The organism is Bremerella volcania (assembly GCF_007748115.1).
Lineage (GTDB): Bacteria > Planctomycetota > Planctomycetia > Pirellulales > Pirellulaceae > Bremerella > Bremerella volcania.
The window spans coordinates 2017060-2042979 of sequence record NZ_CP036289.1 but is presented as its reverse complement, the minus strand read 5'-3'; the positions used below and the strand labels follow the sequence as shown (position 1 = coordinate 2042979).

Annotated in this window: 22 protein-coding genes; 17 read left to right on the top strand and 5 right to left on the bottom strand. The window is 57.4% G+C overall.

The features are described 5' to 3' along the window. Nucleotides 1-89 precede the first annotated feature (89 nt). From Pan97_RS08420 to Pan97_RS08405, 4 genes are all read left to right on the top strand, one after another. Entirely contained in the window at nucleotides 90-2918 is a 2829-nt protein-coding gene (locus Pan97_RS08420; protein WP_144971654.1) for a tetratricopeptide repeat protein, read from the top strand. Nucleotides 2919-2930: 12 nt separating this feature from the next. After that, nucleotides 2931-3275: a MazG nucleotide pyrophosphohydrolase domain-containing protein gene (locus Pan97_RS08415; RefSeq protein ID WP_144971653.1), complete on the top strand. Its 345-nt coding sequence runs from the start codon at nucleotides 2931-2933 to the stop codon at nucleotides 3273-3275. A 217-nt stretch (nucleotides 3276-3492) separates the two neighbouring features. Continuing rightward, complete coding sequence (locus tag Pan97_RS08410) at nucleotides 3493-5772, top strand: hypothetical protein (RefSeq protein WP_144971652.1); 2280 nt, start codon at nucleotides 3493-3495, stop codon at nucleotides 5770-5772. Next, on the top strand, nucleotides 5769-6719 hold the full coding sequence (locus Pan97_RS08405) for an ABC transporter ATP-binding protein (RefSeq protein ID WP_144971651.1): 951 nt from the start codon (nucleotides 5769-5771) through the stop codon (nucleotides 6717-6719). The genes Pan97_RS08410 and Pan97_RS08405 overlap by 4 nt, the downstream gene beginning before the upstream one ends. On the opposite strand, the gene Pan97_RS08400 is transcribed toward Pan97_RS08405, so the two are convergent. Then, nucleotides 6712-7263, bottom strand: coding sequence for an SMI1/KNR4 family protein (locus Pan97_RS08400; protein ID WP_144971650.1), 552 nt, complete (start codon nucleotides 7261-7263; stop codon nucleotides 6712-6714). The genes Pan97_RS08405 and Pan97_RS08400 overlap by 8 nt on opposite strands. 43 nt (nucleotides 7264-7306) lie before the next feature. Further along, nucleotides 7307-8104, bottom strand: coding sequence for an HpcH/HpaI aldolase family protein (locus Pan97_RS08395; RefSeq protein ID WP_144971649.1), 798 nt, complete (start codon nucleotides 8102-8104; stop codon nucleotides 7307-7309). A 212-nt stretch (nucleotides 8105-8316) separates the two neighbouring features. On the opposite strand from Pan97_RS08395, the gene Pan97_RS08390 reads away from it, so the two are divergent. The 10 genes from Pan97_RS08390 to Pan97_RS08345 all read left to right on the top strand — a co-directional run bounded on the left by Pan97_RS08390 (nucleotide 8317) and on the right by Pan97_RS08345 (nucleotide 19449). After that, nucleotides 8317-9531: a protein-L-isoaspartate(D-aspartate) O-methyltransferase gene (locus Pan97_RS08390; RefSeq protein ID WP_241676373.1), complete on the top strand. Its 1215-nt coding sequence runs from the start codon at nucleotides 8317-8319 to the stop codon at nucleotides 9529-9531. A 243-nt stretch (nucleotides 9532-9774) separates the two neighbouring features. Continuing rightward, nucleotides 9775-10875: a TIGR03000 domain-containing protein gene (locus Pan97_RS08385; RefSeq protein WP_144971647.1), complete on the top strand. Its 1101-nt coding sequence runs from the start codon at nucleotides 9775-9777 to the stop codon at nucleotides 10873-10875. 152 nt (nucleotides 10876-11027) lie between these two features. Beyond that, nucleotides 11028-11693, top strand: coding sequence for a hypothetical protein (locus Pan97_RS08380; RefSeq protein WP_144971646.1), 666 nt, complete (start codon nucleotides 11028-11030; stop codon nucleotides 11691-11693). Between the two features lie 5 nt (nucleotides 11694-11698). Continuing rightward, a complete protein-coding gene (locus tag Pan97_RS08375; RefSeq protein WP_144978231.1) occupies nucleotides 11699-12664 on the top strand; it encodes an HTTM domain-containing protein in 966 nt (321 codons plus the stop codon). A gap of 275 nt (nucleotides 12665-12939) precedes the next feature. Beyond that, nucleotides 12940-13953, top strand: a complete 1014-nt coding sequence (locus tag Pan97_RS08370) for an aspartate-semialdehyde dehydrogenase (RefSeq protein WP_144971645.1) — start codon at nucleotides 12940-12942, stop codon at nucleotides 13951-13953. A gap of 15 nt (nucleotides 13954-13968) precedes the next feature. After that, nucleotides 13969-14763, top strand: a complete 795-nt coding sequence (gene truA / locus Pan97_RS08365; RefSeq protein WP_144971644.1) for a tRNA pseudouridine(38-40) synthase TruA — start codon at nucleotides 13969-13971, stop codon at nucleotides 14761-14763. A gap of 24 nt (nucleotides 14764-14787) precedes the next feature. After that, nucleotides 14788-15963: a glycosyltransferase family 4 protein gene (locus Pan97_RS08360; RefSeq protein ID WP_144971643.1), complete on the top strand. Its 1176-nt coding sequence runs from the start codon at nucleotides 14788-14790 to the stop codon at nucleotides 15961-15963. Between the two features lie 147 nt (nucleotides 15964-16110). After that, nucleotides 16111-17046, top strand: a complete 936-nt coding sequence (locus Pan97_RS08355) for a serine/threonine-protein kinase (protein WP_144971642.1) — start codon at nucleotides 16111-16113, stop codon at nucleotides 17044-17046. A 50-nt stretch (nucleotides 17047-17096) separates the two neighbouring features. Further along, nucleotides 17097-18089, top strand: coding sequence for an acetyl-CoA carboxylase carboxyltransferase subunit alpha (locus Pan97_RS08350; RefSeq protein WP_144971641.1), 993 nt, complete (start codon nucleotides 17097-17099; stop codon nucleotides 18087-18089). Between the two features lie 250 nt (nucleotides 18090-18339). Then, nucleotides 18340-19449, top strand: a complete 1110-nt coding sequence (locus tag Pan97_RS08345) for a hypothetical protein (RefSeq protein WP_144971640.1) — start codon at nucleotides 18340-18342, stop codon at nucleotides 19447-19449. 467 nt (nucleotides 19450-19916) lie between these two features. Here the strand turns inward: Pan97_RS08345 and Pan97_RS08340 are convergent, their stop codons facing one another. Then, on the bottom strand, nucleotides 19917-20852 hold the full coding sequence (locus Pan97_RS08340; RefSeq protein WP_144971639.1) for a CvpA family protein: 936 nt from the start codon (nucleotides 20850-20852) through the stop codon (nucleotides 19917-19919). A 224-nt stretch (nucleotides 20853-21076) separates the two neighbouring features. On the opposite strand from Pan97_RS08340, the gene Pan97_RS08335 reads away from it, so the two are divergent. Next, the gene (locus Pan97_RS08335; protein WP_144971638.1) at nucleotides 21077-21814 is read left to right on the top strand and encodes a metal-dependent hydrolase; all 738 of its coding nucleotides are present in this window, start codon (nucleotides 21077-21079) and stop codon (nucleotides 21812-21814) included. A gap of 216 nt (nucleotides 21815-22030) precedes the next feature. On the opposite strand, the gene dtd is transcribed toward Pan97_RS08335, so the two are convergent. Both dtd and Pan97_RS08325 read right to left on the bottom strand, forming a co-directional pair. Next, nucleotides 22031-22480: a D-aminoacyl-tRNA deacylase gene (gene dtd / locus Pan97_RS08330; RefSeq protein ID WP_144971637.1), complete on the bottom strand. Its 450-nt coding sequence runs from the start codon at nucleotides 22478-22480 to the stop codon at nucleotides 22031-22033. Then, nucleotides 22480-23349: a hypothetical protein gene (locus Pan97_RS08325; RefSeq protein WP_144971636.1), complete on the bottom strand. Its 870-nt coding sequence runs from the start codon at nucleotides 23347-23349 to the stop codon at nucleotides 22480-22482. The genes dtd and Pan97_RS08325 overlap by 1 nt, the downstream gene beginning before the upstream one ends. A gap of 301 nt (nucleotides 23350-23650) precedes the next feature. On the opposite strand from Pan97_RS08325, the gene Pan97_RS08320 reads away from it, so the two are divergent. Both Pan97_RS08320 and Pan97_RS26230 read left to right on the top strand, forming a co-directional pair. Continuing rightward, complete coding sequence (locus tag Pan97_RS08320; RefSeq protein WP_196782321.1) at nucleotides 23651-24844, top strand: hypothetical protein; 1194 nt, start codon at nucleotides 23651-23653, stop codon at nucleotides 24842-24844. Between the two features lie 180 nt (nucleotides 24845-25024). After that, nucleotides 25025-25906: a hypothetical protein gene (locus Pan97_RS26230; protein WP_165698662.1), complete on the top strand. Its 882-nt coding sequence runs from the start codon at nucleotides 25025-25027 to the stop codon at nucleotides 25904-25906. The last annotated feature ends 14 nt before the right edge of the window (nucleotides 25907-25920 follow it).

The following is a 25920-nucleotide window of genomic DNA, read 5'->3' as shown; positions in this document are numbered from 1 at the left end:
GACGCGTACAGCTAGAATAAAGTCGACACTGCATTCTAAAATTTTCCCTCTTCGCCGCACAGGGCAGGGGAGGGGAGGAGCCTATTCGCTTGACGATCCGCCACGCCGTTACCGCACTGTTCGCCTATGCGTTTGTGTTGTCGACTTTTAGCTTCGCACTGGCTGCTGATGTGAAGACACTTCGCACCAATCTGCAGCAAGGACGCTACGCCGAAGTCGTCGAACAGATTGGCGAAACGCCCACCGATGCCCAGACGGCAATTCTGCTTGCCCGTAGTCTCGAATCGCAAGGCAAACGCGACGAAGCCCTCGCTGCGATAACCACGTTTGCGAAAGACTCCCAGCCCACGGCCGCACTCTTAGCCGAAGCGGCACGATTGCACTTCCAGCGAGGCAATTGGGAAAAAGCCAACGAGGACGTGAAGCGGGCACTCGCGCTCGACCAGTCGCAAACGCTCGCCCGTTGGCTGCGCGCGGAACTCGCTCGCGTGCAAGGAGATCTTGAATCAGCGCAAACGGGGTACGAATGGTTCGTCGACTACTATAACGAGAACGACGACTTCGACTCGGCCGAAGATCTTTACTATGTCGGCCAGGCCGCGTCGCAGTATGCGCGCTGGACACGCAACAGCGGGCAGTTTCAATTCCTGGTCAACGATCTTTATCCGGACGTGCTGCGGCGAGACCCCAACTTCTGGCAAGCGGAACTCGCGCTGGCGCAGCTCTTCGCCGAGAAGTACAACATGGCCGAGGCCGCCAAGCACTTGAACAAGGCCCTCGCCATCAATGCGAACAGCGCTGACGTCTATGCCGAAAAAGGGGCAGTCGAACTGACTGGTTACGACGTCGATGCCGCGCTGCGGACGGCTGAATTGGCGCTAGGCATCAACCCACAGCACATCCCAGCGAAACAGGTCCAAGGAAAAGCCAAGCTGACCGACTTCCGGCCGGAGCAAGCCATTGAGATCCTCAGTGAAGTCGTTAAGCTCAACCCGAACGATCAAACGTCGAAAGGGTATCTTGCTTCCGCGATGCTGGCGGCAGACGGAATTGCGCTCATCGACCGAGAATCGGGCGAAGCAACGCGTCTGGGTGAGTTGCTTGCCCAGGTTGAACAGGACCATCCCAACCTGGGCGAGTTCTACGCGGCCCTGGGCAACGGCTGCGACATCGTGCGCAAGTATCCCGATGCGGTGAAGTACCTGGAACAAGCTCGGGAAAAGATGCCGCAATTGATCGGCGTTCACGGTGACCTGGGCATGGTCTTGATGCGGATGGGAGAGGAGGGGACCGCGAAAGTGGTTCTCGACGAAGCGTTCGAGGCCGATCCGTTCAACGTCCGCGTAAAGAACACGCTGGAAGTGCTCGACGTTTTGGCTACGTACGAAACGATCGAAACCGAGCACTTCATCATCCGCTTCGATCCCTCGAAAGATCGCCTGCTTGCCGTGTACATGTCGCGATTCCTCGAAGAGAACGTCTACCCGAAGGTATGCGAAGGGCTCGGCTACACTCCCAAAGACAAATCGCTGATCGAGATCTTCAACCAGGCCAAGAACACTAGCGGTCACGGTTGGTTCAGCGCCCGGATGGTGGGGCTGCCGTATATCGGCACAGTCGGCGCGTGTGCCGGCAAGATGATTGCCATGGCCTCGCCCGATGCCGTGCCGAGTCCTTACAACTGGGCTCACGTGATTCGCCACGAGTTCGTCCACGTGGTGAACTTGCAGCAGACCGACTTCAACATTCCCCACTGGTTCACCGAGGCCCTGGCGGTCAGTTACGAAAGTGAGCAGCGTCCGCCGGAATGGAAAACGCTTCTGGCTCGTCGGCTGGCCGAGGATCGCGTCTTCAATCTCGACACCATCAATTACGGTTTCATTCGCCCCAGCGATCAGGACGACTGGACGATGGCCTACTGCCAGGCCTATTACTACTCGCAGTTCATCCAGCAGAAGTTCGGCGAAGACGCGCTCGCCAAGATGCTGGCCGCCTATCACAACTACCAGACGACCGATGAAATCCTGAAAGACGAGTTTCAAATCGACAAGGCCGACTTCGAACAGCAGTACGTCGAATTCCTGAAGAAAGAAGTCGCAGGGACCAAGCTGAGCACCGAGGCCGAGCAGTCGTTCGCCGAGCTTTATCAAACGGTCGAAGAAGATCCTCAGGATGCCGATGCCCAGGCCCAACTGGCATTCATCTATCTCAAACGCAAGGCACTTCCCGATGCCCGCGATCATGCCAAGAAGGCGCTCGCCGCCGACAAAGATCAGCCGCTGGCCCATTACGTTCAAGGGCGGCTGTACCTCACCATTGGCGACAACGAAGAAGCGATCGCGGAGTTCGAGACCGCGGCCGGGAGCCCTCGCTTTGAACGCAACGCCGTGGCACTGCTGGCCGGCCTGCGCGTGAAGCAGAAACGCTTCGATGAAGCGCTGCAATTGTACCAGCGCGGGGCCGAGGAGGAGCCGGGCCAACTTGATTGGCAGGAATCGATCTTGCGTATTCATCTGCTGAAAAAAGACAACGACGCACTGCTCGAACTCATTCCCCAGATCGCCGCCCAGAAGCATCACGACGTGCTGTTGCGGAAAAAGATGGCCGAGATTCTCCTCCAGCAAAAGTCGTGGGAAGAGGCCGCCAGGTGGGCGTACGAAGTGATCGGCATTCAAGTGACCGATGCCGACGCGCACGCGTTACTGGCCCAGGCCTACCACGGTCAAAAGAAGTGGGACCTGGCCGCTCGCGAGTTCGAGGTTGCTGGTCAGTTACGACCAAAAACGGTATCGTGGTCGGTCGAAGCGGCAGAGCTTTATGAAAAAGCTGGCAATCATGAAAAGGCCCGCAAGGTAGCCCAACGCGTACTCGACCTCGATCCCGACAACGCCGCCGCGAAAGCCATCCTCAACGACTAATTGAGAGCCCCTATGACCTCTTCCGATAGCTGTCCCCCGCAAACCAACTCCGACGATGTTGGATTCCGCCAGCTGCAGAAGCTGATACGCGAGATGTACTACGAAAAGGATGAGTCTCGCGGCATCGAAGGAACGTTCATGTGGCTCATGGAAGAAGTGGGGGAGCTTTCCTCCGCACTTCGTGGGGGAACGCACCAGGAGCGGAAGGAGGAGTTCGCCGACGTGATCGCCTGGCTGGCCACGATCGCGAATGTCGCCGGAATCGATTTAGCCGAAGCTTTGAACGAAAAATATGGCAGCGGCTGCCCTGGCTGCGGAAAGTTCGTTTGTACCTGCGATGATGCCGAAAAACCGTAATCTACGGTGTTAACTTCCGGCAAATTTCGGCCACCCGCCGCGTGCGTTGGCTCGCCCAAGTCGCAGGGGCCGATTATCCTGAATAGTTTGCTGTAAGGCCCTTGCTTCCCCCTGGAATGACGAGAGCCAGCCCAGCAGCGGAAAGTGGCCTGACAAGCCTGAACCCCCTAGTTTGAAAACGCAAAGAGAACAGGCCCAGGCTTGTTTTGGTAACACGATGCGGAGTTGCACTCCAACCTACTTTTCGTTCTGCCTGGTTGCGGTAGTGGGTTGCCTATTGGCGATCTCGCCGTCGGCACGTGCCCAGTCCGATGATGCATCGGCAACCAAGCCGGAGGTCGCCGGCTATTGGGTGGCCAACGAGCACGACGTGAAGATTCAGTCGGTCGAACTCGGCATCGCCGGCCATTTCAAGCTGGGGAGTTGGACCGAAGTTCGACTCCACGTTCAGTCCAGCGACGGCGGGTTCTTGGACTCGAAGCCCAAGGTATCGATTATCGCTTTGGACAGCGACGGGGTACCAACGGAGATCACGGCTCCTGATCCATTCCGCCTTGCCGACTACATGACTTATCATATTCCAGTCAAGATCGGCCGGCGTGATTCTAACTTGAAGATCAAGTTCATCACCGAAGAGGGTGGCCGTGAAAAGACTTCGATTCGCGAAATCCCGATATCTCAGTTAGCCAAGCCGGTCGCGGCTTCGAATCGTTTGTTCCTGCAGATCGGTCCCGACATCGGACTCGGTGAAGCACTCAATCGTTATGCGTCCGATCTAAGTGATTCGACCACCTTCGCCACCCTCGACCAACCAGGCCAGTTGCCCAACCAGTGGTACCTGCTGGAAGGAATCGATCACGTCATTTGGACCGCGAACGATCCTGCGATGGTCGATGCCCTGCAGCCGCAGCAACTCGCGGCCATCGAGAAGTGGCTGAAGCTGGGTGGCAAGATGACCCTGTCAGTCGGCGATCAAGCCGCCCAGTTAATCGGCCCCGGCAAGCCGCTGGCTCCTTTCTGCCCAGGCACCTTTCGCGAAGTTCAACAACTTCGCAGCACCACCGAACTGGAAGCGTTGATCAACACCGTTGCCCACGTCGATCGCCCCGTGGACAAACCGTTGCCGATCGCCGTGATACAAGATCCATCCGGAGTCATTGTGGTGCAGGAAGGATCGCGTCAGGCATCGACTCCACTGTGGATTCGAAGTGCGAAGGGATTTGGTGTCGTCGAGTTCTTCGCATTCGATCTATCGGCCAATCCCATTGCCAATTGGCCCGGCCGCGAGCCGCTGCTGAAGCTTCTGTTGGATGGCATCAGCGACCGGCTCGACGAGGCGAAGGTCTCGATGCAGTCCGGCAGCAGCGTCGCTCACTTTGGCTACACCGACATCGCCGGCCAACTGCGGATGGCGCTCGACCAATTCCCAGGCGTGCGGAGCGTATCGTTCTTCTTGATTGGTTTCATCATCATTGCTTATCTGGCGTTGATCGGCCCCGGCGATTACTTCTTCCTTCGCAAGGTAGGCCTGCGAATGGAATGGACCTGGGTCACCTTCCCCGCGGTCATTTTGCTGGCCAGCGTCGGCATCTGGTTTCTGGCGACGTGGTGGAAGGGGACGTCGCTGAAGATGAATCACGTCGAAGTCGTTGACATCGATCTGGAAAGCCAACTCGTCCGTTCGACCACCTGGTTCCATCTATTCAGCCCCGAATCAAAGCGGTATGAAGTCGAGTTGCAGCCGTCCACCGTGCCTTCCAGCAAGTGGAACCAACTGGTCAGCTGGCAAGGTCTCGCCGGTTCCGGCCTCGGCGGGATGAGCGCTCGCCAGTCGATCTCCACGGTGCCGACTCCTTACGACATCGACTTCGCACAAACCGGCGAAACCACCCAGGCATCGCTGCAAGAACTACCGATCCAGATCTGGTCGTCCAAAACGCTTATGGGGCGCGGCTGGGGTTCGCTGAATGAAACCGAGTACGAACCACTCAGCGAACGCGAGAGCCAACTGATCGAAGGCCTGCTGACCAATCCGACCGATATGGAACTGACCGACTGCTACGTCTTCCATGGCCGCTGGGCTTACTTTGTGGCCAAGCTGCCGGCCAGGGGAACGGCCCGCATCGTGCCCGGTCAATCGGCCCAGAACACCGAGAAAGTCCTCAAGCGTCGCCGCGTTCAAGAGTCGACCGATGGGGGTGAACTGTGGGACCGGCAAAGCACCGACGTTCAGCGCATCATGGAAGTCACCATGTTCCATAGTGCCGCCGGTGGTCGCAGTTATTCCAGTCTTACCAATCGATTTCAAAGCTACGTGGATCTCTCTTCGCACATCGCCGGAGATCGAGCCGTTTTGGTTGGCAAGGTGAAAAGCCCGCCCAGCAAGATCCAAGTTGACGGCCAATCGGTCGACAACGACCAGGCCCAATCGTGGTCGTACGTGCGAATCATTTATCCCGTCCAGAAGCGCAGCCCGAGTGAGATAGCCCAGAGATGATCAAGACCGTCGACCTGACCAAAAAGTACGGCGATTTTTTCGCGATCAAAGGTATTGAACTCGATCTCAACCAGGGAGATGTGTTCGGTTTCATTGGTCCCAACGGTGCCGGTAAAACGACCACCATGCGGATCATCGCGACGCTGCTCAACCCAACCTGGGGCGAAGCCTACGTCTGCGGCAACTCGATCTATACCAAGCCGAAGGAAATCCGCCGACTGGTCGGTTACATGCCAGACTTCTTTGGCGTGTACGACGACATGAAGGTGATCGAGTACCTCGAGTTCTTCGCCGCCGCTTACCGTATCAACGGGAAAGAGCGGGCCAAGGTCTGCAACGAGATGCTCGAACTGGTCGACCTGGAATTCAAACGCAACGCGTTCGCCAACACCCTTTCGCGCGGTCAAACACAGCGTCTGGGCCTGGCTCGCGTGATGCTGCATAACCCTCAGGTTCTGCTGCTGGACGAACCGGCGAGTGGTTTGGACCCGCGTGCTCGTATTCAGATGCGGAACCTGCTCAAGCGTCTGCGCGACATGGGGAAAACGATCATCGTTTCCAGCCACATTCTGCCGGAACTGGCCGACGTCTGTAACAAGATCGGCATCATCGATCGCGGCGTGCTGGAAGTGAACGCATCGGTCGCCGAGGTGATGAAGCAGGTCAAACAGAAGACCACGCTGCTGGTCGCGGTGACGGGCGACAACGACGCCGCCGGTAAGGTCCTGGAACAAGCCGACATCGTTGAAAGCATCGAATCACGCGTCGATCACCTGCTGGTGACGCTAAAGAAAGAAGCGGAAGACTACAGCGACCTGCCGACGATGCTCATCCAGGCAGGGCACAAGATCACCCTGTTCCGCGAAGAGGAGATCAACCTCGAATCGGCATTTATGGCCCTCACCAAGGGGATGGGGCAACAGGTCGCGGCCGAGCCAGCTAAGTAGGTTTGGGAAGAAACGGGAAGATCGAATCTATCCCAAGCATGACGAGAACGAAGATTACGGTCATCAGAACGACGAAGATGATCAGTACGGCAATACCTCCCCCAGGCTCGTAAGGGTACTCTTCTGCCGATATGTCGATACCATCGTCTCGCAGACTTTTCAGATAATCGTGAAACCACTCTGAGAGCGACTGGTGCTCTTTCTTAGCATTCAGGTTGGGCCAGATGCGCTCGATACTTTCGTATTCCATGGTGTAAACCATCGAGGGCTCACTCGTTGTATCGATCAGATGCTGCCAGCCTGCTTTGTCGTCACCAATGAAGAAATATTTCTCCGGTAGCGGCTTGAGTTCGGTTCCCCAAAGGTTGCGTGTGGTTCGGTACTCCTGATTTCGCTCGATTAGTGCCTCGACGTCATCCCATAAGAAGCCATCGGCCGTGCCTGCGTCAAATCGAATGGGAAAGTGCAAGAGGATCTCGCGGTAGTCGGAGGGGAGCGCAGTGCCCAACTCCGTTTCCATTCGTTCGAGATCCGCCTCTGTCATCGCGACGCCTTAAGACTTCCAAACTCTAACCGAGCAAACCGCATTAATAACGAGCCAGGTCTCGTTGATCCCCATCGGGACGCAAAACCTTAAGCGACTCTTGAGCTTTAACCGTCATCATTCGCAGATCACTGCCGATCGCCAGAAACTGCATCCCTTCGCTGGCCCGCTTTAGTGCTTCCTCCGGCTCCATGGTGTGCATGCCGGTCGGTGTGCCCACCTTCTTTCCGGCGGCGATCACGCGTTGGATCATCTCTTCGTGTGCCTCCGGCGTCGGGTCGGCGCCATCCGACGTGCGCATCTGGGCTCGCAGATCGTTGGGACCGATGAAGATGCCGTCGCAGCCGGGCAGGGCATAGATGGCCTCGGCGTTCTCAACGCCCAAGGGGCTTTCCGTTTGCAGAATCACCAGGATCTCATCGTTCGCTTGGCGGTAGTAATCGCCGGCCGTGGCATCAAAATTCATCGCGTGCATGCCGCCGCCGACGCTGCGATTGCCTTGCGGTGGGTATTTGGCCGCGGCGATCACCTGCTGGGCCTGTTCGACCGTATCGACCATCGGGGCCACGATTCCCCAGGCACCGGCGTCGAGCGTTCGCTTGATCGTCGTATGGTCGTGATCGGGAATCCTGGCTAGCGGCACGCTACCGGCGTCGGCCACCGCGCCAAAGATCATGGCGGCCTGAGACCAGTCGATCGCGGAGTGCTCAATATCCAATGTCAGCCAATCCCAACTCATCCGAGCCAGCACCCTTGAGGCGTACAGATCGCCCAGCGACAACCATGTTCCGAAGGTGGGCTCGCCTGCTTTTAGTTTCGCTTTGACAGGATTGTGACGCATGTGACGGTCTTTCCAGCGGGACTGGGGCGGGGGAAAGCCACATTCTCAGATTCCTGCCCGCCCGTTGCAAGCCAGACGGAGATTCTCAGGGCAGCGACCGAGCAGCAAAAAAGTGGGCAAATAGGCGTGTTCTGGGCATAAACAACCTATAATGGGAGGTCGTAGGCCTACTAGAGTTTCCCTCTTTTACCCCTGCCAAGCTCATGACTCGAATGAATCGCCGGACGATCTGGTCCGCTATTGTTGCCCTGGTCTCGCTTCCGTTGATTTCGACGGCCCAGGCCCGTGATCCTTACGAGGCGGCTCGCAACGAGTTGGTGGAAACGGCGATCATTGCCAACGGCGTCAAAGATCCACGCGTCATCGCTTCGATTCGCAATACGCCGCGGCACGAGTTCGTCTCCGCCAATCAGCGCCAGCAGGCCTACTTCGACATGGCCTTGCCCATTGGCGAAGACCAAACGATTTCGTCGCCGTTCATCGTCGCTTACATGACCGAATCGCTCGACCCGAAACCTACGGACAAGGTACTGGAAATCGGTACTGGCAGCGGCTACCAGGCGGCGGTCCTCAGTCCGCTGGTGAAGCAGGTCTTCAGCATCGAAATCAAAGAACCCCTGGGACGCAAAGCGGCGCGCACGCTCAAGCGGCTCAACTACGACAACGTCTACACGAAAGTTGGCGACGGCTACTTAGGTTGGCCGCAGTACGCTCCGTTCGATAAGATCATCGTGACCTGTTCGCCCGAGAACGTCCCCAAACCATTGGTCGATCAGCTTAAGGAAGGGGGCCTGATGGTGATTCCCGTGGGCGAACGTTACCAACAGACGCTCGTTCTGTTCACCAAGAAAGATGGCAAGCTCGAAGCCCAACCGCTGCGGCCGACGCTGTTCGTGCCGATGACCGGCGAAGCGGAAGCACGCCGTAAGGTGAAGCCTGATCCGGCGAATCCACGTTTGGAAAATGGAGACTTCGAACAGAAGCTGTCCGAAGACGGCTCCGTCCCCGGCTGGTACTACCAGCGCCAACTGGAACTCGTCGAAGATACCAGTTCCCCAGGCGGCACGCAGTGCTTGAAGCTTTCTAACGAAGATCCGGGTCGTGTCGCGCTGGTTTTGCAAGGGCTGGCACTCGATGGCCGACAGGTTCAGCGACTAAAGATCAACGGATGGGTGAAGACCGAAGGGATGGGACTGGGCCCCGATCGGACTTTGGCCCCCATGATGGTGATTACTTTTTACGACGAACAACGCCGCGATCTGGGAAAAGCGGCTCTGGGCCCGTTCATCGGTTCGCTCGACTGGCACGAGGTCAGCAAGATGGTCAATGTGCCCCCAGCAACGCGTGAAGCCCTGTTTCGCGTGACCAATTTCGGGGCGGTGGGGACCATGTACGTCGATAACCTCTCGATCGAGGCCTCTCGTTAAAAAAGGGGGTGTGGCACGGCACCCTCTTCACCAGGCCGATATCTGCGCGTAAACCGTTACTAGCTAGGCACTTTACGCGCATCTACCAAGAGGCCCACGAATTCTATCTATTCAGCAAATTTTGCCCATTCTGCTTGAATTGAAACCTACACTTGCTAAGTTCTAGGAAGGCAGCGTGGTGCTAGCCTAGCAACGAAAGCAGATCACGTGTTTGGAAAAACGGTAGTTGGAGTGAATCCGGGTATGAAAAGCAGCATTGGCCGAAAATTCGCGTGGGCCGGCGCTCTGGCATGTGCCGCCATGGTAATGGGCACGAGCCAGGCCGAAGCCGGCTGGGGTTCTTGGGGATCGAGTGGCGGTAGCAGCGGCGGAAGCAGCAGCTCCAGCTACGGCAGCAGTGGCGGTTCGAGCAGCAGCAGCTGGGGATCCAGCGGTTCCAGCAGTGGTTACTGGAGCGGCGGTCTGTTCCAACGTTGGTGGGATAATCACCAAGCCAGAAAGGCTTACGCCAGCAGCGGCGGAAGCAGCAGCTCCAGCTACGGTAGCAGCGGCGGTTCGAGCAGCAGCAGTTGGGGATCCAGCGGTGGTTCGAGCGGCGGCGGTTTGTTCGGTCACCATCGCGTGAAGCGAAGCTGGGGTTCCAGCGGTGGCAGCAGCAGCTCCAGCTACGGCAGCAGCGGCGCATCGAGCGGCGGCAGCAGCGGTGGTTCGAGCGGTACCTACTACACGCCAGTCGAATCGGCTCCGGCAATGGACGCTCCAGCGGACATGCCACCAGCCATTCCGGCTGAATCGGCTTCCTACCGTGGTAACGATGCCGTCATCAACGTCACCGTTCCCGCAGGTGCCAAGATCTACGTCAACGACAAAGTCACTTCGAGCACCGGTACCGTCCGTCGCTTCGTTTCGCGTGACCTGGAACCAGGTTACAAGTTCGAGTACGAAGTCCGCGCTGAAATGCGTATCGACGGCCGCCTCGTTCGCGAAGTGAAGAAGCTGGAGATGACCGCTGGCGAAGCGAAGGAGCTCGAGTTCCAACTCGATCCAGAAGCCAAGCCAGAAACCCAAGTCGTGGGTGCTCCGGTTGAAACCAAGGTCACCCTGAACGTTCCTGCGAACGCTTCGGTTACCCTGGCTGGTAACGAAATGCGAACCCTGGGTGCCCAGCGTGTGTTCAGCACCGTTGCTCTGGCTCCGGGCGAAACCTGGAAGGATTACGACATCGTCGTGACCGTCCTTCGCAATGGCACGCCAATCACCCAGCGTAGGGTCATCGACCTGACCGGTGGTGACGTGCGTGAAATCAACTTCGATTTCAATGCCGATTCGGTTGCTTCGCTCTAGTAGCGAGCTTGCCAGAATAGTTTGACTAAACAACAAAACCCCTCGCCTTGGGTAAACTCCAGGCGAGGGTTTTTTCTTTGTAAATCGACTGACCTGACCACCCACGATTTCAGGCACCCTTTCTTGCCAATTTGGTCGATACGTTGAATACCATGAACGATCGACCTCAATCACCCTCTGAACAACCGGCCCCCGCTCCGAAAATCACCTGGAGCCCCGGCTTTCGCGGTTTCGTAAGCGTCCTGCTGCTGATCCACCTGGTGGCACTGTTTGTCGGACCTTGTGCTTCCCCTCCGCCATCAAGCTATTGGGCCCAGGGAACCGAGCAGTTCATGGCCCCATACCTGCACGCGACGTTCCTTCGCGGTCACGGCTATCGCTTCTTCGCTCCCAACCCGGGACCAAGCCACTTGGTGAGGTACGAACTGCTGGACGAAGCCGACAACGAAATCAGCGAGGGAACCTTCCCCAACCTCGACGAGCACTGGCCGCGGTTGTTTTACCATCGCCATTTCATGATCAGCGAGTCGATGTTCAACACGGCCAACCTCCCCGGTGAGCCTCCACCGCCGGAAGCGCCGCCAGGTGCCCATGCCGAGTACCGCTCGGTCACCGGTCTGCGTGACGCCTACCTCGATTCGATCTCGCGTTACCTCGCTCGCCAACATCCCGAAGCGGCCAAGGTTCGCATCGTGATGGTGCAGCATGCGATCCCCATGCCGGAAGACGTCGCCAACGGTCGTCCCTTGAACGACCCAGGTCTGTACGAAGAAGTGGTCCTCGGTGTGTACGTCATTCAGCCGGAGGATCGCCTGTGATCAAGATGCTCAAGACTTACCTGCAAGAGCTTTTCTCCGGCATCCGCGACGGCTGGAATCGTTTCTGGTTCAAACCGACCGATCCCGCCACGCTCGGGCTGGTGCGTATCTTCGCCGGCAGCATGCTGTTCTACACGCACCTGGTCTGGTCGATCGACCTGACAGGGTTCATGGGAGAGAAGGGGAGGTTCTCGGCCGAACTGGTCGATCGGATGCACCAGGGCAGCTCGTTCGCGTTCAGCTATTTGTGGCTGTTCGACGGCAACCCGGCCATGCTGTGGATGGTACACATCGCGGCACTGATCATTCTGCTGATGTTCACGCTCGGTTTTTGTTCCCGCATCACCAGCATCCTCACGTTCATCATCGCCGTGAGCTACGCCCACCGAGCACCCGGTGCATTGTTTGGGCTCGATCAAATCAACGTGATGCTGGCGATGTACCTGATGCTGGGCGGGGCAGGGGCCGCCTACAGCCTGGATCGGTTGATCGAGAAGTGGCGTTATCCCAATCGCAAGCTCCCCACGACCAGCACTGCGGCGAACGTCTCGGTCCGCTTGATTCAGCTCCACATGTGCGTGATCTATCTGTTCGCCGGAACCGGTAAACTGCTCGGCGACACCTGGTGGGAAGGGACGGCCCTGTGGGGCGCGGTCGCCAATAGCGAATACCAATCGATGGACATGACCTGGCTGGCCAGCTACCCGCTGCTGATCGCGCTGATGACCCAGGTTTCGCTGGCCTGGGAACTGAGCTACAGCGCGCTGGTTTGGCCTCGTCTGACAAGGCCGCTGGTTCTCTTCATGGCGATTCCACTTCACCTGGGAATTGCCCTATGCATGGGCATGGTCACGTTCGGCCTGGCAATGCTGATCGGAAACCTGGCATTCGTCAGCCCCTGGATCATAAGAGAACTTGAAGCCGACATCCGTAGTAAACTGGCCAAAGAACCAGTTGCCGAAGCGGCCTAAAGGGGAGAGCAGGGGGGCAAACCGACGCAATCGTCGCGAAAACCGCATGAATTCTCAAAGAATTTCATCCCCCTGGCAGAATCCCAGTAACACACCATCAAGCCAACACTTACCAGGGAATTTGAGACGCTTCTACTTGCAGTCTAGCGCGGCCTACCGCCCGAATGAACCTCATTACGCGTTGATGTGTCCCGGGGCGTGATTCTATAATGCAGGTTTTGGATATCCGCTAGGATCCATACAGGTAGTTCGTTTTAACCCGATAGGAATTCCCCGTGTACGAGAATCTGGCCATTGTCGGAGCCACTGGAGCCGTAGGACGACTGATCCGTCAGTTACTAGAGGAACGCAAGTTCCCTTACAAAACCATCAAATTCCTCGCTTCGAAACGTTCCGCTGGCACAGAGATCACATTCAACGGCACCACGCACACGGTGGAAGAACTGACGCCTGAGTCATTTGAAGGAGTCGACATCGCCATCGGCAGCACCCCAGACGAAGCCGCCAAAGAGTTCGCTCCGTGGGCGGTCCAAGCAGGCTGCATCGTCGTCGACGAAAGTGGCTACTGGCGCATGAAAGAAGACGTGCCGCTGGTCGTGCCGGAAGTCAATCCGGAAGCGATCAAGAACCACAAGGGGATCATCAGCAGCCCGAACTGCTCGACCACGCAGATGGTCGTCGCCATGAAGCCGCTGCACGACGCCAGTAAGATCAAACGCGTCGTCGTCTCGACCTACCAGGCCACCAGCGGTGCCGGTGTGGTCGGCGAAGAAGAACTGGTCAACGGTGCCAAAGCCGTGCTCAATGGCGAGTCCTTCCAAAACAAGGCCTTCGCCCACCAGATTGCTTTCAACCTGATTCCACAGATCGGTAGCGAGAAGTACGAAGGGTACACCTCCGAAGAAATGAAGATGGTGTACGAAACACAGAAGATCTTCGGCGACGACTCGATCAAGGTCTGTCCAACCTGCGTTCGCGTGCCGGTGACCAACTGCCACAGCGAAACGATCATGGTCGAGACCGAGCGTCCGATCTCGCCGGCCGAAGCACGCGAGTTGTTCGAGAAGACCGAAGGCATCACCGTCGTCGATAATCTCGGGGCAGGGGAGTACCCCATGCCCAAGGACTGCACCAACAAGAACGACGTCTTCATCGGCCGTATCCGCAGAGACATCTCCTGCGAAAACGGTCTGACGTTCTGGTGCGTGAGCGACAACCTGCGAAAGGGTGCCGCTACCAACGCCGTTCAGATCGCGGAACTTCTGGTTCGCAGCCAGGCCGCCGTCTAAAGCCAGGCGGGTGCCATGGAATCTACCGAGCACGCGGCGGCCCGAACTCCGGGCCGCTGCATCAAGCTGACGGTTGCCTACGACGGCACCAACTATCAAGGCTGGCAGCGTCAGCCGACTGGCCCCACGATTCAAGCGGCGCTCGAAGCCGCCATCAACAGCATCACCCAGGAAGAAGTCCACATCTCGGGCAGTGGACGAACCGATGCCGGCGTTCACGCGTGGGGACAAGTCGCCAGCTTCCGTACCCGGTCGAAGATCCCGGCGGACGCGTTTCGCAAGGCGCTCAACGCGACACTCCCCCACGACATCGTCGTGCGGCACGCATGCGATGTGCCGACCACGTTTCGACCGATCAACGATGCAATCTCCAAGCGTTATCGGTACGTCCTTCAGCCAGGCCGGATCAACGATCCGTTTTCGCTCCGGCATGCCTGGTTCGTGAAACGCGTTCTCGACGTCGAAGCGATGCAAGTGGCCGCGAAGGCGCTGATCGGCGAGCACGACTTCGCCGCCTTCCAAGCGACCGGCTCGCCGCGTCAGTCGACGGTACGCACGATGCTCGATGCCACCGTCGCGGTTCACGATGCGGATGAGCGCATGAAGATCTTCATCGAGGTCGAAGCGACAGGCTTCTTGTACAACATGGTCCGCATCATTGCCGGCACCTTGGTCGACATAGGGCAGGGGAAGCGCACCGCCGATTCGATGGCCGACATCATTGCGTCATGCGATCGCGTTCAGGCCGGCATGACGGCCCCGGCGCATGGACTATACTTGCTTGAAGTCCATTATCCCAAGTTCGATTGAACTCTTTCCAAGGCCAACGATCTGATGCGTGTTGCTCATGTGATTACCCGAATGATCATCGGCGGCGCGCAAGAGAACACGCTTTACAACTGCCTAGATCTCGTTCAACAGTTCGGCGACGACGTTCTGCTGATCACCGGCCCCAGCGAAGGGCCCGAAGGAAACCTGCTCGAGCAAGCGCACGCGCAAGGGGTGCCGGTGCAAACGCTGCCCAACCTGGTGCGGAACATTCATCCGGTCACCGATTACCGAGGCTACCAGGAAGTCAAAGCCGCGATCAAAGAGTTTCAGCCAGACGTCGTGCACACGCACAGCGCGAAGGGGGGCATGCTGGGGAGAAGGGCAGCCACCGCGCTCAAGGTACCGGCAGTCATTCACACCGTTCACGGCGCGCCGTTTCATCCGTATCAATCAACCCTCGCGCGGAAGTTCTTCATTGCCTGCGAACGTTACGCGGCCAGCCAGTGCCACCAACTGGTCAGCGTGGCCGATGCGATGACCGACCTGTTGGTCGCAGCCAAGGTCGCCCCGCGCGAAAAGTTCATCACCGTCTACAGCGGCATGGAAGTCGAACCGTTTCTCGATAGCAGCACGCTGCGCAACGAAACGCGCCAGCAACTTGGCATTCAGCGCGACGACGTGGTGATCGGCAAGATTGCTCGGCTGTTTCACCTGAAGGGGCACGAGTATGTGATCGAGTCGGCCAGGGATGTCGTCGCCAAGTGCCCCCAGGCCAAGTTCCTGTTCGTGGGAGATGGCATCCTGCGTGAGAAGTTCGAGGGGATGATCGCCGAGTCAGGGCTGACCGATCACTTCATCCTGGTCGGACTGGTGCCCCCGAAAGAGATTCCGAAGTACATCTCGGCCATGGACGTTCTCGTGCATACGAGTCTCCGCGAAGGGCTGGCCCGGGCACTTCCTCAGGCACTTCTAAGCGGCAAGCCGGCGGTCAGTTTCGATATCGACGGGGCACGCGAGGTCGTGTCCACCATGGAGACCGGTTTCCTACTTCCACCTGGCGACACGGCCGAGCTGACGTCGGCCCTGATCCAGCTGTGCGAAGACCCAACCCTCCGCGAGAAGCTGGGAGAAGAGGGGCGACGGCGGTGCAGCCAGGTCTTTCCGCATCAGGTAATGACCCGTCGCCTGCGCGAAATCTACCAGGATGTGCTTCGCCGAAATGGCCACGAAGTGGTCTAACCTGGGAAGTCTATTGTGGTTACGGTAGATGTGACGGTAGTTCACTCTTTTGAAACCGCAATGATTAGGGTAAGATTAAGAGGCCTATCGATCCGATAGGTTCAGGGAACAAATAGGGGCAAATCCTCCTCACGGATAATCTCATCGGTGTCTACCGCAGGAAGAAACTATATCGGTCCGTACCGCTTGATACGTATGCTGCGCGCGAGCAAGACGTGTCAGGTATGGGAAGCCATTCACGACCTGGACAGCCGTAAGGTCGTCATCAAAACGCTTCGCGAGAACTACATTCGCGACAAAGAAGAAATCAACTCGCTGAAGCACGAGTTCACCGTCGCCAGCAAGTTCGATCATCCATACGTCATTCACGTCTACGAGTTCGATAGCTTCCGCGGCGTCGCCTATCTCGTTCTGGAATTCGCCTTTTCGCGAAACATGAAGATGGCCATTCGCGACGGGGTCGAGGAACTCGCTTATTGGACGCCCAAGATCATTGAAGAGGGTGCCAAGAGCCTGGGCTACATGCACGAGCAAGGCTGGGTTCACTGCGACGTGAAGCCTGACAACTTCCTACTCGATACCGAAGGCAACCTCAAGCTGATCGACTTCTCGATCGCCCAGAAAAAGAAGAGCGGCCTGGGCAAGCTCTTCGGCGGCTCGAAAGTCAAAGGCAACGTCCAAGGCACCCGTAGTTATATGTCCCCCGAACAGATACGCGGCGCGGCATTAGATGATCGCGCTGATATCTATAGTTTTGGCTGTACCGTATTTGAATTGATCAGCGGCAAGCTGCCATTCACGGCAACCAGTCCCGATCACTTGCTCGATAAACATTTGCGAGGCGCGATCCCGACGCTGCAAGCCGCTCACGACAACGTCACGCCTGAGTTTTCCTCGCTCGTGGAACGGATGATGGCGAAAGATCCCAAGCAGCGTCCCGACACGATGAACGACGTCGTGCGTCTGCTGAAGAATACCAAGATTTACAATATTCCACCCCGCAAACCGGCGGCACTCGTCGAACGAGAAAAAGCCGCGACGGCCAGCGGTGATGAATCCACTTCGACGTCAGGCGAATCGTAACTTCGCGTAGCGTCCTATCCCACTGATTGCCTGGAGCACCGAAAGCTTTCATGAGCACCTCGATCTATCTCGACTTCGAACAGCCGATTGAAACCCTCGAGAACAAACTGAAAAAGTTGGAGGCCGAGAAAAACGACTCGCCAGAACATCACGACGAGATTCGCAGCGTCCGCAAGCAGCTCACCGACACGATGCGTGAAATCTATAGCGAACTCTCGCCGTGGCAAACGGTGGAAGTCGCGCGCCATCAAAAGCGACCCCAGTCGGCCGACTACTTGAACCTGGTCTTCGACGAGTTCGTCGAGCTGCACGGCGACCGCAAGTTCGGTGACGATCGCGCACTAAGAACCGGCTTTGCCAAACTCGACAAGCACAAGGTCATGTTCATCGGTCACTTCAAGGGACGCGACCTGAAGGAACGCAGCGAGTGCTACTTCGGTTGTGCCAACCCCGAAGGCTACCGCAAGGCGATCGAAAAGATGGAACTGGCCGAGAAGTACAACCTGCCGGTCATCGCGTTCATCGACACCCCAGGCGCGTACCCAGGCATCGGCGCCGAGGAACGCGGCCAGGCCATGGCCATCGCCGACGCGATGTTCGCCATGAGCCGATTGAAGACGCCGATCATCTCGGTCGTCATCGGCGAAGGTGGTTCCGGCGGCGCGCTGGGCATCGGCGTCGCCGACCGCACGGCCATGCTGCAGCATGCTTACTACTCGGTGATCAGCCCGGAAGGGTGCGCCGGCATTCTGTGGAAGAGCCACGAGTTCAAAGCCAAGGCCGCCGAGGCCCTGAAGTTCACCTCGAAGTACTTGCCCAAGTTCGGGATCGTCGACGACGTGATCGAAGAGCCACTCGGAGGAGCCCACCGAGACCATCACCAGATGGCAGCCCGCCTGAAGATGTACCTGGTCAAAACGGTCAACGAACTGATCGCCAAACCGACCGACGAACTGGTCGAAGGCCGCTACGACAAATTCCGCCAGATGGGCATGTTCCTGGAGCGTGAATTGGAGACCACCGAAAGCGAACCAGCAAGCTAAATCGAAGCCGTCTTCGGCAATGAAATTCATCACTCCAAAAGGCCGTCGCCAGGCAATCTCGCGACGGCTTTCTTCTTTCGAACATAAATATCCAGTCGTTTGCTCTAGCACCAACTGAATATGCGCCGCGATAGAACCTTTATCACCAACTCGACTAGGCAATAGTGATTCGCCCTGCGATGCGTTAGCATTGACATAAATTGGAAGTATCGGATTTTTTGCGTGAGCTTTTTCCGAAGATGGAGCAAACATGGGAATGCGTGAAACTTTTGATCAAGCATGTCGGCATAGAAGGTTGGGCGAGCTTTTCGATATAGAAGCAATTCCTCAAGCTCCTTCTTACTCCGTCTTTCAGCATACGCGTGAACTCGCTGTGGACTTGATTGATAGTGCCAAAACTTTTTTGCCGTCGCTGCCGAACATCCATTTTGATTTCGTCCTAGATGGAGAAATCAATGCCGCCGCGTTTAAGCATGAAGGCAACTATTTTATTGCAGTTACGACAGGCGCCGTTGCGATGCTTCACCTTGTAGTAAGCAGGATAATGGCTAATCCGAGGACATTTCCTCAGATTGGCAGACCTTCAATCGAGAGAGATGATCTTCCCAGCATTGAATGGACGATTACAGATGCAGAAGATCTATTTCAAATGGGTGTACGCCCCGTCCTTCCACAAGATGACTCTCGCCGTGCGTATGGTCAGATTCTCGCGGATCAAGCGCTGATGTTTCTTGTGGGTCACGAAATTGCGCATATCACCCGTGGCCATGTCGACTACCTAGACCAAGTTTGGGGCTCGTTTGTGAGAGAACTTGGCTGGCGTTGCAATCGAGAACAACAACTGGAACGACAGGCACTTGAACTGGATGCAGATCGTCGGGCAATATTTTCACGTATCGTTTCGATGCGGCTGACCTCTGAACAAGAACAGTCTATTAGAGTTCACCCTTCGGGACTCAAAGCAACAGAGGAGATGCTTCAGTACGATACATTGTTTGCGGTGAATGTTTTGTTTCGTTTATTTGGGGACAAGCGATTTACCCACGAGGAACTTAACGAATCACTGTATCCACCTCTTCCTTTACGAAGATTCTTGGCAATGGAATACGCAAGAGCACAGATTCGTGGCCAACTCGATCGAAAGCAAGCTGAACGGGTCAATATCGTCATGCAGGGAGTCTTACACGCGATCGAACTTTCTTTCACTGAAATTGGGGCGGCTCCACAAGAAGGTGGATATGAATCCGCTCTAAGTGAAGAGTCACAGGGACACATTCGACGCATCAATGAATGCTGGAATCGTCTCTCTGTTTCACTGACGCAGTTTGCGTACGAGCCTGTCGGGAAGAAGACGGAATGACTGGCACATGAATTTCGAATACGACAAATTCCGCCAGATGGGCATGTTCCTGGAGCGCGAACTGGAGACCACCGAAAGCGAACCAGCGAGCTAAATCGAAGCCGTCTTCGGCAATGAAATTCATCACTCCAAAAGGCCGTCGCCAGGCAATCTCGCGGCGGCTTTTTCGTTTCGAAATCAGGCTCGCTCCGAGAGGCGTTCTGGTGGCCTTTGGACCTGGGAGTCGACCGTCGAGCTTCGATGCGATGAGAAGCGATCCTGAAGGACGATCTTCAGAAGATTGGCAATGAAGTTCATGAGAGAGTAGGGCCCAAACAGGCGAATGAGCCGAATAACCCAGTCTCCAGAGAACCCCCACTGCAACGTCCGATAATGTTTGTTATGTGCGGTTCGAGCCCTGTTTTTGCCGGGTTTTGAGCATATCCCGGTTTCCGACCACTTCTTCCCTGACGTTGGCAGTTGGCCACTTAATACCGTGGCTGCGCCGGGTAGTATGGCTGGCCGTTCTGCATCGGATACGGCGTCTGCTGAGGCGGCTGCGAGTACTGCGGAATGTAGCTGCCTCCCTGCTGCTGCGGCGACGGAATGTTCATTTGCGGTGGGTAATAACTTGGCTGCTGAGGCGGCTGATACTGGCCGGAATACTGCTGCCAATTCGACTGAGCGTTCTGTGGATTTTCAATCGTCTGATTCACGAAATTCTGGAACTGCCCTGCCTGGTTTTGAACCTCGTTCTGGATCTTATTTTGGATCTGGTTCTGCACGTTATTCTGGAAGTTCTGGAACTCGGTCTGGAGGTTGAAATTGGCTGGGTCGATCGTCACGCCATCACCACCGCCGGAGCCCAATCCCGTGCCGCTTCCGGTCTCGGCGAACCAATCTGGATTCTGTCCGTTGATCCGCTGGTTGTAGCGTTCGATGAATGGCCCCACGACCTGGTTCACTTCCGCCGGCATCACGCCGTGCAGATTGTGGATCACCTTGGTGATGTAGAAACCCGACTTCGACTGCACGATCTGCTGGCGGCTGTCATCCTTGGTCAGCGCCACGGCGAACATCGTCACGATGATGCACAGCAGCACGCCTTTGACCAGGCCCAGCCCGGCACCGACCTGGCGGTCCCAATCCTTGAGTTCAAAGTTCTTCAGCGTCTTGTTGATCATCGAGAAGACGACCCACACGATCAGCGACGTCGCCATGTACAGACCCAGCATCGCGGCGGTCGTTCCCCAAGGTGGTTGAAGACCGAGCGCGTTGGCGACCGGCTCGCGAAGTTGCATCGAGACGAAGTAGCTGGCTACCAGCGAAACAAACGATGCGACTTGCCAGGCCATGCCTTTGTACACACCCCACAGGACCGCGCCTGCGAGTATTGCCAGCATGAGGAAATCGTATGCAACCATTGTTCGCTATCCATCGCTCAAGAAAAACTTCGCCCCAGAAGTCGCACGAGTATACGCACGACGCGCGGAAACCCGAAGGTCAGTTTCCGCTATTGCTAGCGGACGTAAAAAGATGCTCTGGAAAACAAACCCACGCTTCCGGTACAAGTGCCGAACTTCCGTCCCGCTGCGCGCGTAGTTCACTGGCAGGGGGGCGCACCAAATTTTTTTGAGGCAGGGGATCCATGGCCGATTTCAACACGCACATCTCGACCAGCACGGTAGTCGGCGTTGGCGTTGGCGTCGCAGGCTACTTCATACTCGATACGCCTGAGCCCAGTCGGATCATCACGTGCATGCTTGGTGCAGGCCTGTGCAGCTTGGCCGGCATTCTGCCTGACCTCGACTCCGGTTCCGGTCGTCCCCTTCGCGAAACAAGCAACGTGCTGGCTGCCGTCGTCCCGATGTTGATGGTCGATCGCTGGCAACACATGGGGCTCTCGGCCGAAGCGATCGCCCTGGCAGGGGCCTTGGTTTATATCACGATCCGTTTCGGCGTGGTCGAGATCTTCAAACGTTACACGGTGCACCGCGGCATGTGGCACAGCATTCCGGCCGCCGTCTCGTGCGCCTTATTGGCGTTTCTGGTCGTCTCCGGCGAGAATCTCGACGTCCGCATCTTCAAGAGCGCCGCCGTCTTCATCGGCTTCATGGTCCACTTGATCCTCGACGAAATCTGGTCGGTCGAATGGAAGGGAGCTCGCATTCGATTGAAGAGTTCGTTTGGTACTGCTATCAAGTTCTGGTATGGCAAGAGTCTATGGTCGAATGTATCGACCTATGGCAAGCTCATCGTATTAGTCGTTGCCGCGGTTGGTGATCCTCTATTGATGGAGCATTACAAGTTCCATCCACCGCACCAGCAAGAAGCCATTCCGACCCAGCAGATCGCCACCGAACAGCCACCGATCATTCAGCGATAAAATTCTTGTCCCCGCTCCCTCGCAGAGAGAGTGAGGGTTTCGGGAGCGAGGCGTCTAGCGCATCGCCGGTCAAGTGTTCGGTACGCACCTGAACTTGATTCTCGAATGCGCTATCATCGGACGGTGATGCCCCCTCACCCCAACCCTCTCCCCGAAGGACGGTGGAGAGGGGACAGGAATTTTTGCCACGTCAGTCGCAAAAGAATCTTGCTGCTGTTAAAGAATCTTGCTGCTGTCGAGCAACAGCGTGACTGGTCCGTCGTTTACCAGGTGGACCTTCATGTCGGCTTGAAAGATGCCGGTCTCGACGGTCACCCCCTGCTCGCGGATTTGGCGCACGTACGCCTGGTACATTTCGGTGGCCTCTTCTGGCCTGGCCGCAGTGATGAAACTGGGGCGGCGTCCTTTGCGCGCGTCGCCCAGCAGCGTGAACTGACTGATCGCCAGGATGCTGCCTCCGACGTCGAGCACGCTGCGATTCATTTTGCCTTCGTCGTCTTCAAAGATCCGCAGATGGATCGTCTTCTCGACCAGGTACTTCAGATCGGCCTGGGTATCCCCTTCCGCCACGCCAAGCAGCACTATCAGACCTTGCTCGATCTGACCTACGATCTGGCCATCGACTTCCACGTGAGCCTCAAGAACCCGTTGCACGACGCCGCGCATCAGTAGTGCCCCCCTGCCCCGGACGTCACGGCCATTTGGTACGCTTCGGTCTGGTCGGTAGCGTCGGGGACGATCGTCGTCGGTGATAGCAGTTGGCTATTGGGCGAAACGCCTGCTCGCACGCGGATCAAGTCGACCGTCACCAAAGGCGTTCGTCGGTTCGATTCGACCGACTCCCATTGAATCCGATGCGGAAACCCCGACGCCGCATCCAACAGCAAGCTGGCTCCGTTGGCTTGCTGGTCGAGAAACGGAAGCAGTCCCTCATCGTTCTCTGCATCGCGTCGCTTGGTTCCTCGAACGAGCAGTAGTTGGCGTTCTCCTTGCATGACTGGCTCGATCGAAGTGAACGCATAGCTTTGTTGCAGCCGCCAAATGAGATGTGCGATACCCGCCCGCGGCATTTGCGGATGAGCGTGTGCCAAGTCGTCCAGCCGAACCATCGAGGCCGATTCGTCGAGGCTTGTTTTCCATTGCGTCCACACGACCGGCTCGCTTGCCAGCACCGCCTGCTGAAAGAACATCGGCGCGGCCGGGTCCGTACTCTTCAAAATGACTCCATGTCGCTGAAGCGGACCGCGGCCAGACTGCGTGTATTCTCCTATACCTTGCAGCGTGTGCTCGAACAGATGAACCTGCCAGTTGACGTCGGCGGTCAACGCGTCGGCTTGCTGCCAGCGCGTGACGACGTTCATTAAGAGCAAGTCGATATCGAGCCCCAGGCGGTTCTCTGGCGGAGCACTCCCCCCTGCCCCGATTCCGCTGGCATTGCTGTCGTGAAATCGCTGCGCGGCGTACCCCAAGCCGACGCCAACGGCTAGCAGTGCTACTGCGATCAGGCCTGTTAATTTGAAACGATTATCTTTCATGGCCGGGATTTGCCGGTTTTCCCAAAGAATCCTGTCCTGCCACGCCGAACATAAATGGCAACAGGGATAGTCTTGCGCTTGAGTCGTTTGTTGGCATGGATGCCAAACCAACGGCTGCGATTGTAAGGATTTCCTTGAGGCCGGGTCCACGTCAGTCGGTGAGGTTCTTTGGAACCGTTGGCGGCGTTGCCCTTAACCGCTCGCAACCATTGGTCACTTACGAATACCTGAGAGGATCTCCGCTCTTGCCATGGAGAATGCCGCGATGGCGCGGCAGCAAGGGTTTAGTGAGGGGGAAATCATGAAACAAACTTTGTGGATGTGGACCTTGATGCTTCTGACGGCTGCCGCCGGTACCGGCTGCCAGCACGTTGGACACCAGGCTGCTGGTGGCTATAACTTGCCTCCGGCTCAGCAACTGCGTCATCCTGGCCCAGGCGTCGACGGCCCTGGCCCAGGTGTTCTGGCACCTCCGGCGATTGCTCCGGTTTCTGCCATGATGCCACTGGAAGGTGGAATTCCACCGATGCCAGCTCCTAGCTGGACCAGCCAAGTGCTGTTCGTCTCGCCAGACGGCATGCAGGTCAGCTGGGACATTGGCGGCATCGGCCTGTACGACTCCGAACCACGGATCGTGCCGTTCTCCAAGAACTTCCCACAAGGCGGTATCTATCGTCTGAAGATCACCAACATCGAAGGCCAACCGGGCGTCGAGTTGTATCCGACCATCGAAGTCGGATTCGCTACGCCGCGAACCGAAGCCTTCCTGGCTCACAACGCCATTCCTGTTCAGTTCACCGAAGACGACTTCGCTCAAGTTCGTAGCGGCACTTACGTGACCAAGGTCATTTACCTGCCAGATCCGAACTACCAAGAGCTGGCCCTGGCCAACGTCGAAACGCTTGTCTCGACTCGCTTGGATCCAGGCGTCGACCCGATTGTCGAAGCCGACCGTCGCGGTTCGATCATGGCCATCGTTCGACTGGGTAACAAGGACTTGGAAGTCCCCGGCGAAGATTTCGGCGGGATGATGGCTGGCGGAATGCCCATGGGCGTCCCAGCCGCCGGTGCTTACTGTGGTCCTGCCCCTGGCATGGGTCCCGGTGCTGCCGCCGCTGCCGGTCCTGGCGCTGGTCCTGGCCCATACGTTGCCGGGATGACGGCTCCGATGTGGGGCATGCCAACCACCGGTACGCCAATCGGCCTGCCTGGCCCACCACACATTCCGCTGGGTGGTCCGGCTGGCTTGCAGAAGCACGTGATCAAGAATCACACGCACACGCACCTGCCTGGCCCGACGCCCAAGGTTGCTGTTCACGTCAAGCAGCGTCCTGGCATCAGCTACCCACAGCCGCCAAACCGTGCTTGGATTACCGAAGAGAACATTCATCCTTCGCCTAATCTGAAGCAACCGTTCGCGGACATGCATCAGCAAGTTCCGCCAGCAAGCGGTGGCTACTACGACGCTAACGGTCAGTGGTGCCCGGCTCAGTAAGCCGCCCAACGACCAAATCTCCATGGCAATGGAACAGGGTCGCGGACATGATTCCGCGACCCTACTTCCATGCCGGATGAGAAGATCAACCTGGCCCGGAACACGCGAAGCCAACGCACTTCAAGGCCACACTATTAAGTCCCCCCGACCTCACGCAGACCTTCAGGGAAGAAGATCGCCGTGAAACGAATTGAACTGAAAAAGCTCTTACTCATGGCCGCCTTCGTGGTACTGGCCGCCGCGGACGTCGCCAAGGCTCAATCGGGCCTGGTGCCTCTGTATACCGAGCGTCTGAACCCTGGCACGATCGGCCAGTTTCAGAACATGAAGGGACGCGGCATTCCCGGCTACTCGCAGCCCATCAAGATGGTGCTGCCGGAAGGAGCCAAAATCGCCCCGGTGATTGGCGATGCCTTCGCCGACGATCAGCCTGCACCGCAAACTTACGGCTGCCTGATCGGGGCCGTCTATCGTTTCCGCGTCACGCAGATCCCCTTCCGACCCGGTGCCGAGCTATTTCCGTCGGTCGAAGTGATCGACCGCACCTATCCGCCAGCAGGCATGGAATTGCAATTCCCGATTCCGATTCACATCACGCAGGAAGAACTGCAATACGCACTCCAAGGCAAGTTCGTCACGCGTGTGATCTACTTGGAAAACCCACGCACGGCGATTCCCAACGCTTACGAACCTGGCTTTCAGCCATGGTTTGAAGTCGAGCCTGGCACCGATCCGGTCGTCACCGCTGATTCGCTCGGTCGCCCGGTAGCCATCCTGCGACTCGGCTCGCGGCGGCCAACCGCCGAAGACATGCCTGGTGAGTTCACGTACCAATCACCGCCGATCCAACTGTTCGGCAATCCCCCCCCTGCCCCGGCTGGCGGCGTTGAAATTCCTTTGGGACCAGGCCCCATGGCCGGCGTGCCTGTGCATGCGTTGGCTCCCAAGGCTCCACCGCGTACCGAATTTCATCAGCGGGAAGAAAACGTTCGCCGCAACACGGCACCGTGGCCTATGCAGCCTCAGTACATGGCCCAGCCCGGATATCCAACGCAGCGATAGACCGACGGAACCAC

What these genes read in the sequence shown, in the direction of transcription:
- Pan97_RS08415 (WP_144971653.1), top strand. Translation starts at nt 2,931, where the DNA reads ATGACCTCTTCCGATAGCTGTCCCCCGCAAACCAACTCCGACGATGTT.
- Pan97_RS08410 (WP_144971652.1), top strand. Translation starts at nt 3,493, where the DNA reads ATGCGGAGTTGCACTCCAACCTACTTTTCGTTCTGCCTGGTTGCGGTA.
- Pan97_RS08405 (WP_144971651.1), top strand. Translation starts at nt 5,769, where the DNA reads ATGATCAAGACCGTCGACCTGACCAAAAAGTACGGCGATTTTTTCGCG.
- Pan97_RS08400 (WP_144971650.1), bottom strand. Translation starts at nt 7,263, where the DNA reads ATGACAGAGGCGGATCTCGAACGAATGGAAACGGAGTTGGGCACTGCG.
- Pan97_RS08395 (WP_144971649.1), bottom strand. Translation starts at nt 8,104, where the DNA reads ATGCGTCACAATCCTGTCAAAGCGAAACTAAAAGCAGGCGAGCCCACC.
- Pan97_RS08390 (WP_241676373.1), top strand. Translation starts at nt 8,317, where the DNA reads ATGAATCGCCGGACGATCTGGTCCGCTATTGTTGCCCTGGTCTCGCTT.
- Pan97_RS08385 (WP_144971647.1), top strand. Translation starts at nt 9,775, where the DNA reads ATGAAAAGCAGCATTGGCCGAAAATTCGCGTGGGCCGGCGCTCTGGCA.
- Pan97_RS08380 (WP_144971646.1), top strand. Translation starts at nt 11,028, where the DNA reads ATGAACGATCGACCTCAATCACCCTCTGAACAACCGGCCCCCGCTCCG.
- Pan97_RS08375 (WP_144978231.1), top strand. Translation starts at nt 11,699, where the DNA reads ATGCTCAAGACTTACCTGCAAGAGCTTTTCTCCGGCATCCGCGACGGC.
- truA (WP_144971644.1), top strand. Translation starts at nt 13,969, where the DNA reads ATGGAATCTACCGAGCACGCGGCGGCCCGAACTCCGGGCCGCTGCATC.
- Pan97_RS08360 (WP_144971643.1), top strand. Translation starts at nt 14,788, where the DNA reads ATGCGTGTTGCTCATGTGATTACCCGAATGATCATCGGCGGCGCGCAA.
- Pan97_RS08350 (WP_144971641.1), top strand. Translation starts at nt 17,097, where the DNA reads ATGAGCACCTCGATCTATCTCGACTTCGAACAGCCGATTGAAACCCTC.
- Pan97_RS08345 (WP_144971640.1), top strand. Translation starts at nt 18,340, where the DNA reads ATGGGAATGCGTGAAACTTTTGATCAAGCATGTCGGCATAGAAGGTTG.
- Pan97_RS08340 (WP_144971639.1), bottom strand. Translation starts at nt 20,852, where the DNA reads ATGGTTGCATACGATTTCCTCATGCTGGCAATACTCGCAGGCGCGGTC.
- Pan97_RS08335 (WP_144971638.1), top strand. Translation starts at nt 21,077, where the DNA reads ATGGCCGATTTCAACACGCACATCTCGACCAGCACGGTAGTCGGCGTT.
- dtd (WP_144971637.1), bottom strand. Translation starts at nt 22,480, where the DNA reads ATGCGCGGCGTCGTGCAACGGGTTCTTGAGGCTCACGTGGAAGTCGAT.
- Pan97_RS08325 (WP_144971636.1), bottom strand. Translation starts at nt 23,349, where the DNA reads ATGAAAGATAATCGTTTCAAATTAACAGGCCTGATCGCAGTAGCACTG.
- Pan97_RS08320 (WP_196782321.1), top strand. Translation starts at nt 23,651, where the DNA reads ATGAAACAAACTTTGTGGATGTGGACCTTGATGCTTCTGACGGCTGCC.